Source organism: Paenibacillus sp. AR247, assembly GCF_002968895.1.
GTDB lineage: Bacteria > Bacillota > Bacilli > Paenibacillales > Paenibacillaceae > Paenibacillus_AQ > Paenibacillus_AQ favisporus.
This window is the reverse complement of sequence record NZ_PCZT01000012.1, coordinates 364,773-380,420: the sequence shown is the minus strand read 5'-3', so window position 1 is coordinate 380,420 and position 15,648 is coordinate 364,773. Positions and strand designations below refer to the sequence as shown.

Here is a 15,648-nt window from a genome sequence, read left to right as displayed (position 1 = left end):
TTTGCCGACGAGCACGATTTCGCGCCCGGAGGTCAGCTGATCCTCAGAAATGCCGATTGACAGGTGCGGTGAACATCCATTCCTCAGCCATCATTTTGCAGCTGAGGCGGGACTTTCGCCCGTACCGCTGCAGTACAGGAACGCCCATCACCTTCGCCTGGATCGTAATTTTGTCCCCGTCCTTCACGTCCTGCAGTGAACGGAGCCGGTAATCCTCGTACCGGAACGGATAATATTCCAGCAAATCCTTCACCGTAAAGATGCCAAAGGCGTGAAGCTCCCCTTCCTTGAGGGCACTCACGCCGCGGACCTGCCGTACCGATATTTGTTCAAGACTCAGACTCATGGTTATCCCTCATTTAAGCGGGCCATATAAACACGGCCAGCGTCCCGGGCCCGACATGGGTTCCGACGACCGGTCCGATGTTCGTCAGAACGACCTCCTGCAGCCGGAAGTCCCGCGACAGATCCTCAAGCACGGGCTCGGCTGAAGCCGGGTCGGCCGTATGGCCCACTGCCACATTGATGTTTTGAACGCCGCCCAAATCCTCCCGAAAACGCTCCAGGATCCGGGCCAGCGCCTTCTTGCGGCCTCTGACCTTCTCCACCGCATAAATAATGCCTTCTTCGTCAATGGACAGAATCGGCTTGATGTTCAGCAGGTTGCCGATCATGGCCGCCGCCTTGCCGATTCGTCCTCCCTTTTGCAAATATTCCAGCGTGTCCACGAGAAAATACAGCTTGCGCTGCCTGCGCACCTCTTCAACGGAACGCACGATCTCCTCTACGGTTCTGCCTTCGGCAGCCAGTCTGGCTGCATGCACGACCAGCAGGCCGAATCCGTAGGACGCCGATTTGGAATCGACGATCGTAATATCCGGGTCGCCCTCCAGCATGGACTTGGCAATCGTGGCCGATTGATACGTGCCGCTAAGCCCGGAGGAAATATGAATGGAAATAATCGGCGAGCCCGGATATTCATTCATAATTTCTTGATAAACCTGCATATAATCTGCTGGAGAAGCCTGCGACGTGGTCGGAAGCTGCTCGGACTGGACAAGCCGTTTGTAGAATACCTCGGCGGAAATATCCACGCCGTCTTCAAAGGTATCCTCGCCGAACATCAGCCGGAGCGGAACGACGTGAATGTCATGCTGCTTCGCGATATCTTCGGGTATATCGGCCGTACTGTCCGTTACAATTACCGGTTGGGTCATCGAATGGGGCCTCCTTCATTTTCATTCAAACTTCGATCTTCGGTCCCAAGGCTGCTCTTCAAGATTCCACTGAAAAAATGTAATAGTACAGCGGCTGTCCGCCCTGATGCACTTCAATTTCCGCATCCGGGTACTGCTCCGCCAGCCAAGCGGCCAACTCGCCCGTCATTTCCGGGTTCGCCTCTTCCCCGGCGAGAATGGTCACAATTTCGTCCCCGTTCTCCAGCATCTTGGTCAGAAGCTCCTGGCATGCAGGCAGAAGACCTTCGGCAGCCGTCACGATCTTCGAATTTTCGATGCCGATAAACTGGCCGGCTTTAATATCCAGCTGATCGATTTGCGAGTCGCGCACAGCGTAGGTCACTTGACCCGACTTGATCCGGCCGATCGCTTCCAGCATGCTGCTCGTATTCGTCTCCTCGGAATCTTCCTCCGAAAAGGCGAATGCCGCGGCAATGCCCTGAGGCACCGTCTTGCTCGGAATGACCTTCACGCTGCGTTCGCCCTCAAGCAGTTCTCCCGCCTGCTGGGCGGCCAGCACGATATTGGAGTTATTAGGCAAAATGTAAATATGGTGCGCGGAAATGGACGCGATCGCGTTCACAAAGTCCTCCGTGCTCGGGTTCACCCGTAAGGTGCCAGTTCATCGGCCGGCGGCTCGGCAGGCGCCTCTTCCGGCGTATGGTCCATCGATTCGACCGGAATATCGGCAAAAACCTCCGGCATCGGCGCGATGTCCATCCCGGCCGACAGCAGATCCCGGTGCTGCTCGCGCATATTCAGAATATGAATCTGGGTAATTTCGCCGTAACGCAGCGCCAAATTCAGCACCTCGCCCGGTGCTTTGGAATGCACGTGAACCTTGATGATCTCATCATCGGCAATGACGATAATCGAATCCCCGTTCATTGACAACGCTTTCCTGAATTGATCCTCGTCGAAATGCGTACCTGCCGCATCCCCTAACTTCCGGTTAATGAAAAATTCCATATCATATAAAAATTCGATATCTTCCGTTTCCAGTCGGGACTGCGCAATATCCGGGACTTCTGTCGCCACTGGCGCTGGCTTTACCTGGGTTCTTGCTGCCGCCGGTTGATCCTGGGCAGGCTGTACCGCACTCGGTGCCGCAAAGGACTGGTAGTCATAGCCGCCTTCGCTGACGCTGTGCAAATATTGCAAAAATCCCTCGTAAATATAAACCAGACCTTGTCCCCCCGAATCGACAACCCCCACCTGCTTCAGGACAGGGAGCATCTCCGGAGTCTGGGCTAACGTTTCTTTTGCTTTGGCGAGCACCTGTTCCATGAGCTCCGTAATATCCGGTGTGCGCCGTGCCAAAAATACCGCATGCTTCGCGGCTTCTTTCGCAACCGTCAGGATCGTGCCCTCTACCGGCTTGACCACCGCCTTGTAAGCTGCGTCAACTCCGGTCTGCAGCGCCTGCGCGAACTGAACCGCATTCAGTTCATCATAGGTTGCGGCGTAGCGTCCAAAGCCCCGGAACAATTGGGAGGTAATCACGCCGGAGTTCCCCCGCGCGCCCATGAGCAGTCCCTTGGACAGCACGCCTGCGCTGTGCCCGATCGAATTCGAATTGTTTCTCTTCAGTTCAGCGACACCGGCACCCATCGTCAGATTCATGTTCGTGCCCGTATCACCATCAGGTACCGGAAACACATTCAATGAATTGACATGCTCGGCATGCTGCTGCAATTGTTCCGCCCCAGCCAGAACCATAGCGGTAAAATCAGTTCCATTCAAAGAACGCTTACTCAATGATAAATCCCCTTCCTAGCTTGATCCCTAAGCCATTGGCGTCCTTATAAATACGAATCAATGCACGTTTTCGTTTCGCCATTCGTCCAATTTTCGGATAATCCTATTCAAAAAAATAAATGTTAATTGATCCCATCTCAAAATAGTATGGGCTAATCAACATTGTACTATAAGACACCCCAGAAATAAATGTTTTTGCAGGCGGTTGACGAAGCATTTTTTGCTATGATAAAATATACAAGTATTGTTTTATGCAGGTGTTTGGAGCTAAGGAGGTGTAATCTATGTCTCGCAAATGTTATGTGACTGGCAAAAAACCAGGCAGCGGTAACCACGTATCCCACGCTAACAACCGTAACCGTCGTTCTTGGGGTGTAAACGTTCAAAAGGTTCGTATCCTCGTTGACGGCAAACCGAAGCGCGTTTATGTAAGCACTCGCGCGTTGAAAGCAGGTAAAGTTACCCGCGTTTAGTAATGACATATAAGCAAAAAGCACCTAGTTTCCAGCAGGTGCTTTTTTAATGCCTTTGGCCGGTATCAGTTGGCAGCCATGCCGCTGGCATCTGTCAGAGGTTTTTTTTTGAAATATAAGGGTCAATCCGCCTGTGTTCTTATACCGGCCTTATATTTCATCCGCGAAACGTGAGCTCCGCCTGTAAGAAAAAACGTCTATTGATGTGCTCTCATTGGGAAGACAGACCGCGTGAAGCAGAAGTTTTTCTTGCGATCATAGAATCGTTCAGCTCCGCTGATACTTGTTTGTTCTATGATCTTCAATAAGGCGAAGCCGTTTACGGTTTGTGCAAGCGGCATACCAAAGGGTATCAAGATCAGCTTTTGTGAAACGTGTTTAAAAGAGCCTTCACGAATCCTCCCAAAAACTTTGGCAGCTTAAACGTATAAAATTTCATATCTCACCCTCCCCATCATTCTCATGTCATCACGGTATGGTATGCCCTGAACCAGATCAATGTTAAGACGGAACAAAAAAAAGGTTACATGAGAACCTTGACTCATGTAACCATATGTATGCTCAAAGAGCACGCCCTATTCCTTAAGCCTCAAGCTGAAGCCGGAGACAATTGATAAAATTGGTAGACCGACAGCATAAAGATAAACAGCAGGTAGTACAGGATCGAAAAGATGACGTAGCCGATCCTTAATCCCTTGCGTTCGTTTTTCCGGAAATAATAAATGGCCAGCACCACCGCGATCAGCGAGGCGATGGCATTAAACGGCGATTTCAGAATGGAAAATATACCGAGTAACAGGCCTGTTCCGATACTGGCCAAAGTCAGATACAGCGCGTCTTTGAATTTCATGAAATTATTTTCCCCCGACGCTGCGGCGGATGGCCGAAATGGCAGCGGCTCTGTCGGGCTGTGCGTACACGGCACTTCCCGCCACCAGCACGTCGGCACCCGCTTCGGTTACCAGCGGCGCCGTCTCGGACGTAATGCCGCCATCCACTTCGATATGGACGTTAAACAGCGACAGTTCGTTGAGCCGCTGGCGGATTTGGCGGATTTTGTGAACGGTGCGCGGAATGAACGCCTGTCCGCCGAAGCCCGGGTTAACGGTCATGACCAGCACCAGGTCCAGATCCTCCAGCACTTCGCTGATCGCAGACGCCGGTGTGCCCGGATTCAGGGCAACCCCCGCCTTTACGCCCAGCTCTTTAATCATATGCACAACGCGGTGCAAATGCGTGCAGGCTTCCGCATGCACTGTAATGAAAGCGGCTCCCGCCTTGGCGAAATCAGGGATGTACCGCTCCGGATTCTCGATCATCAGATGCACATCCAGCGGCAGGGTCGTGTGGGGGGCAATGGCGCTGACGATCGGCGCCCCCAGCGTAATATTCGGCACAAAGTGCCCGTCCATGACATCCACATGAATCCAGTCGGCTCCGGACTTCTCCGCTTCGGCAACCTCCTGACCCAGTTTGGCGAAGTCCGCCGACAATATCGATGGTGCGATTTTAATCATCGTGTTAATACCTCCGCTTCTTTTCTTTCATTTCCGTATAAAACTGCACATAATGCTCGTAGCGGCTTAATGCGATATCCCCGCTCTCCTTCGCCTCAATGACTTTGCAGCCCGGTTCGTGCGTATGGCTGCAGCCGCGGAATTTGCATTGCTCCGCGTAAGGCGCGAATTCCCGGAAGCAGGTGGACAATTCCTCGACGCCGAGCTCCAGGAAATCGAGCTGGCTGAATCCCGGCGTATCGGCGACAAACCCGCCGTTATCGAGCTCGATCAGCTCCACATGGCGCGTCGTATGCTTTCCCCGCCCCAGTCTCATGCTGATGGCGCTCGTCTCGAGGGAAAGTCCGGGAACGAGCCGGTTCAGAAGCGAGGACTTGCCGACGCCCGATTGGCCCGAAAACACGCTGATGACGTCCGTAAGGCGTTCCTTCAGCTCGCTGCTTCCCAGGCCGGAACGTGAACTCGTAACCAGAACCTCATAACCGATCCGCTCATAGAGCTCCTTGACGGCCATTACCGGGTCCTGGGCATCCGTATCCGCGGCAAGCAGATCCTGTTTGGTGAGACAAATGATCGTCTCCAGGCCGGAATGCTCAATATGGACCAGAAATTTGTCAAGAAGGGACAGGTTGAGATCCGGTTCGCGAACGGAAAACAGCAGGACCGCAAGCTCCGCATTGGCAACGGGCGGGCGGATCAGTTCGGATCGGCGGGGCTTGATCTCATCCACCATCCCCTCACCATTCTCGGTAAGGGAGTACACCACATGATCCCCGACAAGCGGAGAGGTGCCTCTCTTCTTGAAGATCCCCCGNGCGCGGCACTGTACGGCTTCGGCGCTTCCTACGGCTTTTCCGTCTCCAGCGGTTTGACATAGTAGTATCCGCTCAGAGCTTTCACGATTACTCCATCAGGCATACATTGCAAGGCCTCTCTTTCTTTCCGGCTTCTGCCGGTGAGGCAGGGCCGGAGATAATATGATTTGTAATCCTTAAAATTTACTGATATTGACATCTTTATAAAATGTCCTCGTGACCCGGCGGTTATCTGTAAATGACGTTTTCGGTGTCGGGGCCCTTACCCTTGTCCTTACCTTTGCCCTTTCCCGGGTGGTCGTTCAGAAATCCGGTCTCGTCTGATCCTTGATTATCCCCGTTGCCGGAATCTCCATGATCACCGGGATCACCCTCATGGCCTGGATCACCGGGATCCTCGCCCCCCATGGCTGGGAGCTCGATCGTCGGAACGGTGCCATTTCGTACATCGGTATACCGTACCGAATACGTATCGAACACCTGTCCGTCGCGAAGCACCGTGACGACGGCGTCCCTGTTCGGATCGACCACCAGATCGATCGGCAGCACCTGCGTCGTTTGGATCGTCTTCGTTCCCCAATCGACCGTTTTGCCTTCGGTATGGGCGTCCGAGTATTTGATCTGGATTTTCGTATTTTTGCCTTCCTCGACCGGAGCCACAGGCAGGTTCAGCGTATAGTTCAGGGCATCCGCCGGGTAGCCTTTGCTTATCGTGAGCGTGATTTCGGCGTTCGGCGTGGCCTGGGTATTCGGGTCAAACGGGAACTGCTTGATGACTTTCCCTTTTTCCACCGTATAGCTGTCTTCCTCGACGACCCGCAGCAGCTTCAGGCCGTTTTTCTCGATCAGGTCCGTCGCTTCCTGCTGCGTTTTGCCGATTAGATCCGGCATTTTTATCGTTTCCTGGCCTTTGCTGACCACTAAAGTAATTTGCGTATTATCTGTATCGATTTCAGCATTGGCTCCCGGATCGGAGCTGATGATCAGTCCCTTTTCAACACTGTCGCTAAAATCCTCATCCTGCTTGATGTTATCGTCTTTGATACCCTTGGCAAGCAGCGCCTTTCTCGCATCATCAAACGTCAGGTTCTTCACGTCAGGCATTGACACCTTCGGCTTCTCCGTGCTCACCGTCAGCTGAATCGCCGCGCCTTCTTTGACGACCGTGCCTTCCGGTCTGCTCTGCTCATAGACGACGCCATTGCCAAAGTCCTTGTTGTACTTCCGGATGACCGGATCTTCCACCAGCAGCCCCTTGTCGCTGAGCGCTTTGCGCGCCTGATCCTCGGTCATGTTAATGACGCTCGGCACGGTGACGTTCGGCACGACAAGCTTCTGGTTGACGTACCACACCACACCGGCCAAAGCCAATAGAACGACCAGGGTCAAGCTGATCCACAGCGCCGCCCTGCCCGACTTTTTCTTTTTTGGCTTGCCTTTGCCGACCATCGGCTCGTCCGCCTCGTCATCGTCCTCCACGGCCTGCGCTTTCGCTCTCGAAATGGAGCGCGGCTGGGGCTTGATGGCCGGAATGACGCGGGTCCGATCCTCATCGTCCATATCGTCAAACTCGATCTTCGGCTCATTCCGGCGCTCCGGCAGCAGGCAGGTCTCCAGGTCCTGAAGCATTTCCTTGGCCGACTGGTAACGCTCCTGCGGATTTTTGCGCATCGATTTCAAAATGATGTTCTCGACGCTCTGCGGAATGAGAGGATTCACCTCACGCGGTTCCTCAAACTCCTCTTGAAGATGCTTAAGCGCCACGCTGATCGGGCTCTCCCCCAAAAACGGCAGACGTGCGGTCAGCATCTGGTACAGTACGATACCAAGAGAATATAAATCCGACTTTTCCCCGGTCACCACGCCTTTGGCATGCTCCGGAGAAAAATAATGTACCGATCCGACCACCGAACCCGTCTGCGTAATTGTCGTCGACGTAACGGCACGGGCGATTCCGAAATCCGTTACCTTTACCCGGCCGTTGCGGCCGATCATAATGTTATGCGGCTTGATATCCCGGTGAATGATTTGATTCTGATGCGCATGATCCAGCGCGTCGCAAATCTGTGAGGCGATTCGCACCGCTTCGTCCACCTGCAGGGGAGCCCGCTCCTTGATGATCTCGTCGAGATTATGTCCCTCGACGTATTCCATAACGATATAATGAATGTCGTCTTCCTGGCCCACATCATAAATGCTGACCACGTTCGAATGCGATAGCGAAGCCGCTGACTGTGCCTCCCGGCGGAAACGGCGAATAAATTCCTCATCGTGCACAAACTGTTGGCGCAGCACCTTAATGGCTACGTTCCTGCCCAATAAAATATCATGAGCTTTGTAAACGAGTGCCATTCCGCCGCCACCGATCCGCTCGATCACCTCATAACGACCGCCCAATTCGTGTCCGATCATGAATCCCACTCCTTTATGCTTTGCCCGGCGACTTCGTCTTGAAGTTCGAACAGGGCGACGGTAATGTTGTCATCGCCTCCGGCGAGAAGTGCCAGTTGAAGTAAACGGTCCGCTCTTTCTTCCAGCGGCAGCTCGCGGTTTCCGGATATTTGCCCGATGTGCTCGGAGCTGACCAGATCGCTTAAGCCGTCGCTGCACAAGAGCAGCACCTCTCCGGGGGAGAGGCTGATGGGATACAGGTCCACGGACACGTCGGCGTCCGTTCCAAGCGCGCGCGTAATCGCATTGCGCATCGGATGGACTTTCATATTCTCCAGGCTGATTTGTCCGCGTTTGTATAATTCATACACCAGTTTATGGTCTTCCGTTAATTGGACGACCTCGCCGCCGGCAACCTTGTAGGCCCGGCTGTCGCCGATATGTCCAATGTAGCCGGATTCCCCGCTCAGGAGCAGGGCCACGACCGTCGTTCCCATGTTGTAAAATTCCTCGTGTTTGGAGGCCTCGGTATAAATCACATCATTGGCGTGCAGGATGGCGTCGCTAAGCGCGGCCTTCAAGCCTTCCGGCGAAATGCCGGATTCCAGCGAGGACAGGTCGTCCGTCATGGTTTCGACGGCCAGCCGGCTGGCCGTATCGCCTGCCTGATGCCCTCCCATGCCGTCAGCGACGATCCCGAGGGTATAGCCCTGCGGCAGCTGGCCGACCCATACCGAGTCTTCATTGACCGAGCGAACCCGGCCAACGTTACTGACATGAACAGTTTTGATCAAATTCCTCTCACCTCAACTCCATGTGCTTGGCCCGCAGCTGTCCGCAGGCAGCCGCGATATCGTGGCCCTGCTCGCGGCGGATCGTCACGTTCACGCCGCTATCGGCGAGAACCCGTTGAAACTGGAATATATCGTTACGGGACGTTCTGACATACTTCCGCTCCGGTACGTGATTGACCGGAATCAGGTTGACGTGGCACAGCATATCCTTGAGCACGTTCGCCAGCTCCTGGGCATGCTCCGGACGGTCGTTAACGCCGCCGATCAGCGCGTACTCAAACGTAATCCGCCGGCCTGTTTTGGCCAGGTAATAGCGAAGGGATTCCATAACATCCTCGAACGGATAACGGCGGTTCACGGGCATCAGCTTCGAGCGGAGCACATCGTTTGGCGCATGAATGGAAATCGCCAGATTGACCTGGGTGTCCTCGTTCGCGAATTTATAAATGTTCGGCACGATCCCGCTCGTGGAGACGGTAATATGCCGCTGCCCGATGTTCAGTCCTTTTTCATGAATCATAATACGCAGGAACTTCATCGTCGCTTCATAGTTTTCAAAAGGCTCGCCCGAGCCCATGATGACGATGCTGCTGACGCGCTCCCCTTTCTCGTCCAGAATCTTCTGGGCCTGCACCACCTGGGCCACGATCTCCCCGGCCGTCAGGTTCCGCTTCAGACCGCCCAGCGTCGAGGCGCAAAAGGTGCAGCCGATACGGCAGCCGACCTGGGTCGTGACACAGATGCTGTTGCCGTAGCTATGCTTCATGATGACCGTTTCAATCGCATGGTCGTCATGCAGGCCGAACAGAAACTTGACGGTTCCGTCCTTAGATTCCAGCTTCGTAATTTCCTGCAGCGTCACAAACTGGAACTGATCGTCCAGCTTTTTGCGGAGCTCCTTGGAGAGGTTCGTCATTTCGTCGAAGCTGTTGACCCGTTTGACGTAGAGCCAGTCAAAAATCTGGCCGGCGCGGAACGCGGGCTCGCCGTTTTCCTTCGCCCAATCTTGCAGGTCTTCCAAATTCAAATCATATATAAAAGGTTTCATCTTCACCACACCTGTCTTTTCATTCATATGCTTATTGTTTCTCATTCTTCCTATTTTAACACAAATAAAAGTAGCGGTAAAAGAGAAAACCCGCCAAGCTCGCGCCCGGCGGGTTACAGGAAGCAGCGGCTGCCCGTGCGGGCGGTCCGCTAGTTTAGGAGAGTCTCTGAATCCGTGCAATGTAAAATCCGTCGCTATGAAAATGCTGGGGCAAAATCTGTACGCCGCCGCCCCGCGGCAGCGCCGTGCCCAGCAGCCGTTCCCAGGCAGGGGGCGCTTCCGGTGCTATGGCGAACTCCGGGTGGTTCCGCAGGAACCGCTCGACGTTCTCTTCGTTCTCCCGCGGCTCGATCGTACACGTGCTGTATACGAGAATGCCGCCGGGCCGGAGCAGAGCCGACACCGATTCCAGCAGCCGGTACTGCAGGGCCGCGATCTCCTCGATGTCCCCCGGGGTTTTGGCCCATTTCAGGTCCGGCTTGCGCCGGATAACGCCAAGGCCGGAGCATGGGGCATCCAGCAGAATGCGGTCGAAGGACGCCGCCGGATACCGTCCGGCCAGTTCCAGCGCATCGCCGGTAACCGGCTCGATGGCGTCCAGCCCGAGCCGCTCGGCCTGCTCACGGATCAGCTTCTGCTTATGCTCGTGCAGATCGTTGGCGATGATCTTCCCCTCGTCCCGCATCAGCTCGGCCATATGCGCCGTCTTGCCTCCGGGCGCGGCACAGCAGTCGAGCACCCTCATGCCGGGCTCGGGACCTACCGCATCCCCGACCAGCATCGAGCTCTCGTCCTGAACGGACAGCTGGCCGTCCCGGTACCAGCCGGTCAGAGCCATGTTGCCCCCGCTGCGGACGAGAATACCTTCCGGCGTAAGCGGAGACGGCACCGCATCCATGCCTTTCTCCTCCATCTCGCCAAGCAGGCCGTCGCGGCTGATCATCGTCGTGTTCACCCGGACGCTGACAGCAGGAGGCTCGTTGTTCGCCCGGCAGATCGCCTCGGCCGCTTCTTCCCCGTACTGCCCGATCCAGCGCTGAACCAGCCATTCGGGATGGGAATGCTCCAGCGCGATCCGTTCGGCCGGTCCGAGACTTTCCGGCAGAACCAGCTTGTCGGGACTGCGCAGCACGTTCCGGAGCACGCCGTTCACCATGCCGGAAATACCCTGGTGGCCGCGGCGCTTGGCCAAGTTCACAGCCTCATTGACCACGGCATGGGAAGGAATGCGGTCCAGGTACATGATCTGATACAGACTGAGCCGCAGCAGGCTTCGCACCCAGGGTTGCAGCTTGCTCACACCTTTGCTGACAAAGCGGTTCAGGAAATAATCCAGCGTGTTCATCCGGGAGATCGGACCGTACACGAGTTCGGTCGCAAGGCCGGCATCCTCGCGCGACAGGTTCGCGCGCTGCAGCGCAGCGTTCAGCTGCAGGTTGCTGTAGGCGCCTTCCTGCTCTACGCGCGTCAGGATATCCATCGCCAGCTCGCGCGCCGAGGGCTCGCGGCCCTTCCGTTCTTGGGTTCCGCGTCCGCTCACTTCAGCACCGTCCCGGGCGTCATGCTGGTTCCCCGGATAAACTGCCCGGCATCCATCGCCTTCTTGCCGCTCGGCTGAATATCGGTCAGCCACAGGGCCCCGTCGCCGGTTTTTACTCAATACCTTCCGGCGTAAGCTGAAGCACCGTTCCCGGATCCGCTTCCTTGGAGGCCTTCTCCCCTTTGCGCGAGCCCCAGACCTTGAACACGTCATCATTCCAGAATGTAAACGCCCCGGAAAAAGGCACCAGGCCGCGAATTTGATTGTAAATATCGCGCGTCGACTTGCTCCAGTCGATTTTCTCGTCCTCACGCTTCAGGTTCGGGGCGTATGTAGCCTGCGAGTCATCCTGCACCGTCACAGGGACGCCGCCTTCCAGCAGCCGCGGCATCTGTTCTTTGAGCAGCGCCGCCCCGGCGGTGCTCAGCTTCTCGAACAGCGTTCCCGAGGTATCCTCGTCGGTGATGGGTACCTCCACTTGGGCGATCATATCGCCCGTGTCCAGCCCTTCGGCCATGTACATGAGCGTAATGCCCGTCACCGTCTCGCCATTGATGATGCAGCGCTGAATCGGTGCGCCGCCTCTGTATTTCGGCAAAAGCGAGCCGTGAACGTTGACGCAGCCCTTGGCCGGCAGATCCAGCACCGCTTTCGGCAAAATTTGCCCGTAAGCGGCCGTAACGATCAGGTCGGGCTTATAAGCCGCGAGTTCGCTTACCGCTTCGGGATTGCGCATGCGCTGCGGCTGCAGCACCGGCAGACCGTGCTCAAGCGCCACTTCCTTGACGGGCGTCGGCATCAGCACCTTCTTCCGTCCCTGCGGACGGTCCGGCTGCGTAACGACGGCCACGACGTTATAGCCCTCCGCAAGCAGCATGCGGAGACTGGGAACGGCAAACGCGGGCGTCCCCATAAAAACGATATTCATCAGGCATTACTCCTTTCCGGCGCGTTCCGGCGTATACTCATACACTCTTTCTGCAATGTCGGTAAAGAGCACGCCGTCCAAATGATCGATTTCGTGCTGGAAGCAGCGGGCCAGCAGGCCGGTGCCCGTAATCGTCACTTCCTTGCCGTTCTCATCCAGCCCTTTCACCGTAACCTGCTCGGCACGGCGGACGTCTCCGTTTAATCCGGGAATGCTCAGGCAACCCTCTGGGCCGAACTGCTCGCCATCCTTGGCTACGATTTCCGGGTTGACCATCTTGATCAGGCCGTGCTCATCGCCGACATCGACGACGATCAGTCTCTTCAAAATGCCGACCTGCGGCGCGGCCAGGCCAACGCCCTCCGCGTCGTACATCGTGTCCGCCATGTCGTTCAGCAGCTTTTTGACATTAGGGGTAACTTCTTTCACTTCTTTAGCGGTTTTATGCAAAACCTCATCCGGTTCTTTCACAATAATTCGGATCGCCATGCTGACACCTTCCTTATCGGGTTCAAATATTCATTGTTGGTTATTCATCCATGATTCCATATGATGACGGTACGCCGCTTAGGTGCTACATCAGCATTTGCGGGTCTACATCGATACTGATTTGAAGCTTCGGATTCTGCGCGGTATCCTCGAGCTGCTCGGCGGCTTCCCTGACCAGGCCGACAGCGTCGATGGTCCCACGCCATTTTATCATACATTGAAATCTGTATCTATTTTTTATCCGGGGCACAGGAGATGCCACCGGCCCCAGCACGTCAAAAGCGTCCGAGGTCAGCCGGTCCAGGCTGCCGTACCAGCCCTTCTGCCGGGCTTTGCCCTGGAGGACAGACACCATGTTCTCCGCCATCCGGACGAGAAACGGCAGCTGCTCATGCGACAGCGTGACCAGAATCAGCCGGCAGTACGGCGGATAGTGCAGGTTCCGCCGATGCTTCAGCTCCTCCCGGACAAACGAATCGTAATCATGCCCGCTGGCGTGAATAATCGAATAATGATCCGGCGTATAGGACTGGATCATGACCTCCCCGGGCAGCTGGTGGCGGCCGGCGCGGCCGGCGACCTGGGTCAGCAGCTGGAACGTCTTCTCTGCGGCCCGGAAATCCGGCAGGTTGAGCGCCGAGTCGGCCGTAATGACGCCGACCAGCGTTACGTCCGGAAAGTCGAGCCCTTTGGCCACCATCTGGGTGCCCAGGAGTACGTCCGCTTTTTTGTCCCGGAACTGCTTCAGCAGCTTCTCATGCGATCCCTTCTCCGTCGTGGTATCCACGTCCATCCGGATCACCCGGATCCCCGGAAACAGCTTTGCAAGCTCTTCCTCAACGCGCTGTGTACCGGTGCCGAAATAGCGGATATGCTCGCTTCCGCATTCCGGGCACACGGACGGCGCCGGCTCGGCATAGCCGCAGTAATGGCAGCGGAGGTTGTTCGATTTCTGATGGTACGTCAGCGAAATGTCGCATTCGGGGCAGCCGGCCACGTAGCCGCAGCTGCGGCACATAACGAACGTGGAATAGCCGCGCCGGTTGAGCAGCAGCACGGTCTGCTCCTTGCGTTCCAGCCGGGCCGCAACCGCCTGATGCAGCGAACGGCTGAACATGGAGCGGTTGCCTTCTTTTAATTCTTCCCGCATATCGATGATTTGTACCCCCGGCAGCTCGTTACCGAGCGCCCGGGCTTTCATCTCGAGCAGCATTGGCGCAAACTCGTCATTCGCCTGCGATCTGGCGGCATGGTAGCTCTCAAGCGAAGGCGTCGCCGAGCCCAGAATGACCGCTGCGCCATGCTGCATCGCCCGCTGGACGGCCACGTCCCGGGCATGGTATTTCGGGCTTTCTTCCTGCTTGTACGACGTTTCATGTTCCTCGTCCATAATGATAAGCCCGATCTTGGCAAACGGCGCGAACACCGCCGATCTGGCGCCGATGGCGACGGCCGCCCGGCCTTCGCGGATTTTACGCCATTCGTCGTAGCGCTCCCCGCCCGACAGGCGGCTGTGCATGACGGCGACCTGGTCGCCGAAGCGCCCTTTGAACCGTTCCACCATCTGCGGTGTCAGCGAAATTTCCGGCACGAGCACGATGGCCTGCCGGCCCTGCTCAATGCAGCGCTGGATGCTCTGCAGGTAGATCTCGGTCTTTCCGCTGCCTGTAACCCCATGCAGCAGAAACACCCCGTGCCGCTGCGCATCGAGCACCGAGACAATACGGTCATAGGCGTTCTGCTGCTCCGCGGTCAGCGGCAGCGGATCGCTTGGCTTAAACCAGCGACCCCGATAAGGATCCCTGAACGCTTCTTTGTCTTCAATCGTAATATAACCTTTATCCGCCAGCCCTTTCACGGTCGCGGCCGACACCTGCATCGTCGCCAGGACATCCTTCAGCGCAAGCGGAAGCATCTCTTTCATTTCCACAATAAACTGCAGCACCTCGCGCTGACGCTGTGCTTTCGGTGCGAACGACGCCAGCGCGGCCTCCGCTTCGTCCGGCGTTACCGCCAGATCGACGGCTTTCAGTGTCTTGATCTGCAGCTTGTCCTTGATGGATTGGTTTTCCTGCAGCACGCCCCGGCGCAGCAGCGATTTGATCACTGGTGCGCTGTCCGGAAACTGCCTGCTCAGCTGCTTAGAGGTGACCTCACCCTTTTTTCGACGAAATCAAGAATCGCCCGCTCGCCGCCGGAAGGCTCCAGTTCCAATTCGAACAAGCCGCCGGAATACAAATCCTCAGGCTCCTTCGGCTGCGGGGTTCCGAGCGAGATAAACCGTTCGGCCTTGCCCTTGAGGGCCGTAGGCACCATGACCTGAAGCGCCGTAATCATCCGGCAGGCATACCTGCGGCTCATCCACCCGGCCAGTTCCACCAGCTCTTCGGACAACGGCGGAATGACATCAAGCACTTCCTGGATGGCTTTAAGCTTCATGCCGGCAGCCGCCGGCTCCGGCTCAAGGCCGACCACGAATCCCTGGACCGTGCGGTGGCCGAACGGCACACCGACCCGGCTTCCCACCTCGATCCATGCCCGCATGGATTCGGGAATGAGATAGTCAAAGGGACGGTCGGTATCACGCACCGGGACGTCGACGATCACCTTTGCCACACGCATCTCCATCAGGACAAAGCCCCGGTCATCCGGGCCGC

General features: G+C 56.3%; 10 protein-coding genes and 5 pseudogenes. 1 reads left to right on the top strand and 14 read right to left on the bottom strand.

Features of this window, described 5'->3' with window-relative positions; all coding sequences use genetic code 11:
• The 3 genes and pseudogenes from CPT76_RS23205 to CPT76_RS23195 all read right to left on the bottom strand — a co-directional run.
• A pseudogene (locus tag CPT76_RS23205) lies at positions 1-346 on the bottom strand (ATP-dependent DNA helicase RecG); the annotation flags it as partial.
• Between the two features lie 13 nt (positions 347-359).
• The gene (locus tag CPT76_RS23200) at positions 360-1,217 is read right to left on the bottom strand and encodes a DegV family protein (RefSeq protein WP_105444594.1); all 858 of its coding nucleotides are present in this window, start codon (positions 1,215-1,217) and stop codon (positions 360-362) included.
• Between the two features lie 58 nt (positions 1,218-1,275).
• Positions 1,276-2,996, bottom strand: a pseudogene (locus tag CPT76_RS23195) (DAK2 domain-containing protein).
• 284 nt (positions 2,997-3,280) lie between these two features.
• On the opposite strand from CPT76_RS23195, the gene rpmB reads away from it, so the two are divergent.
• Positions 3,281-3,469 (top strand): 50S ribosomal protein L28, encoded by a 189-nt coding sequence (gene rpmB, locus CPT76_RS23190; RefSeq protein ID WP_047910965.1) that lies wholly within the window; start codon positions 3,281-3,283, stop codon positions 3,467-3,469.
• Positions 3,470-3,827: 358 nt separating this feature from the next.
• Here rpmB and spoVM read toward each other — a convergent pair whose 3' ends face one another.
• From spoVM to priA, 11 genes and pseudogenes are all read right to left on the bottom strand, one after another.
• On the bottom strand, positions 3,828-3,908 hold the full coding sequence (gene spoVM, locus CPT76_RS23185; protein ID WP_036707696.1) for a stage V sporulation protein SpoVM: 81 nt from the start codon (positions 3,906-3,908) through the stop codon (positions 3,828-3,830).
• 150 nt (positions 3,909-4,058) lie between these two features.
• The gene (locus CPT76_RS23180) at positions 4,059-4,319 is read right to left on the bottom strand and encodes a hypothetical protein (RefSeq protein WP_076169943.1); all 261 of its coding nucleotides are present in this window, start codon (positions 4,317-4,319) and stop codon (positions 4,059-4,061) included.
• 4 nt (positions 4,320-4,323) lie between these two features.
• Complete coding sequence (rpe, locus tag CPT76_RS23175) at positions 4,324-4,986, bottom strand: ribulose-phosphate 3-epimerase (RefSeq protein WP_089548135.1); 663 nt, start codon at positions 4,984-4,986, stop codon at positions 4,324-4,326.
• Between the two features lie 4 nt (positions 4,987-4,990).
• A pseudogene (gene rsgA / locus CPT76_RS23170) lies at positions 4,991-5,904 on the bottom strand (ribosome small subunit-dependent GTPase A).
• Positions 5,905-6,029: 125 nt separating this feature from the next.
• The gene (gene pknB, locus CPT76_RS23165) at positions 6,030-8,213 is read right to left on the bottom strand and encodes a Stk1 family PASTA domain-containing Ser/Thr kinase (protein ID WP_105444593.1); all 2,184 of its coding nucleotides are present in this window, start codon (positions 8,211-8,213) and stop codon (positions 6,030-6,032) included.
• Positions 8,210-8,986, bottom strand: coding sequence for a Stp1/IreP family PP2C-type Ser/Thr phosphatase (locus CPT76_RS23160; protein WP_105444592.1), 777 nt, complete (start codon positions 8,984-8,986; stop codon positions 8,210-8,212). Before CPT76_RS23160 ends, pknB begins: the two co-directional genes overlap by 4 nt.
• Before the next feature lie 7 nt (positions 8,987-8,993).
• Positions 8,994-10,034: a dual-specificity RNA methyltransferase RlmN gene (rlmN, locus tag CPT76_RS23155; RefSeq protein ID WP_105444726.1), complete on the bottom strand. Its 1,041-nt coding sequence runs from the start codon at positions 10,032-10,034 to the stop codon at positions 8,994-8,996.
• Between the two features lie 154 nt (positions 10,035-10,188).
• Positions 10,189-11,514 (bottom strand): 16S rRNA (cytosine(967)-C(5))-methyltransferase RsmB, encoded by a 1,326-nt coding sequence (gene rsmB, locus CPT76_RS23150; RefSeq protein WP_144025416.1) that lies wholly within the window; start codon positions 11,512-11,514, stop codon positions 10,189-10,191.
• A 56-nt stretch (positions 11,515-11,570) separates the two neighbouring features.
• A pseudogene (gene fmt, locus CPT76_RS23145) lies at positions 11,571-12,502 on the bottom strand (methionyl-tRNA formyltransferase).
• Between the two features lie 6 nt (positions 12,503-12,508).
• A complete protein-coding gene (def, locus tag CPT76_RS23140) occupies positions 12,509-12,991 on the bottom strand; it encodes a peptide deformylase (protein ID WP_076169936.1) in 483 nt (160 codons plus the stop codon).
• Between the two features lie 85 nt (positions 12,992-13,076).
• A pseudogene (gene priA, locus CPT76_RS23135) lies at positions 13,077-15,613 on the bottom strand (primosomal protein N').
• Between the last annotated feature and the right edge of the window lie 35 nt (positions 15,614-15,648).

Excerpts from the sequence above, each read along its gene's own strand:
- spoVM (WP_036707696.1), bottom strand. The coding sequence starts at position 3,908 with ATGAAATTTTATACGTTTAAGCTGCCAAAGTTTTTGGGAGGATTCGTG.
- pknB (WP_105444593.1), bottom strand. The coding sequence starts at position 8,213 with ATGATCGGACACGAATTGGGCGGTCGTTATGAGGTGATCGAGCGGATC.
- CPT76_RS23200 (WP_105444594.1), bottom strand. The coding sequence starts at position 1,217 with ATGACCCAACCGGTAATTGTAACGGACAGTACGGCCGATATACCCGAA.
- rlmN (WP_105444726.1), bottom strand. The coding sequence starts at position 10,034 with ATGAAACCTTTTATATATGATTTGAATTTGGAAGACCTGCAAGATTGG.
- rsmB (WP_144025416.1), bottom strand. The coding sequence starts at position 11,514 with ATGGATATCCTGACGCGCGTAGAGCAGGAAGGCGCCTACAGCAACCTG.
- rpmB (WP_047910965.1), top strand. The coding sequence starts at position 3,281 with ATGTCTCGCAAATGTTATGTGACTGGCAAAAAACCAGGCAGCGGTAAC.
- rpe (WP_089548135.1), bottom strand. The coding sequence starts at position 4,986 with ATGATTAAAATCGCACCATCGATATTGTCGGCGGACTTCGCCAAACTG.
- def (WP_076169936.1), bottom strand. The coding sequence starts at position 12,991 with ATGGCGATCCGAATTATTGTGAAAGAACCGGATGAGGTTTTGCATAAA.
- CPT76_RS23180 (WP_076169943.1), bottom strand. The coding sequence starts at position 4,319 with ATGAAATTCAAAGACGCGCTGTATCTGACTTTGGCCAGTATCGGAACA.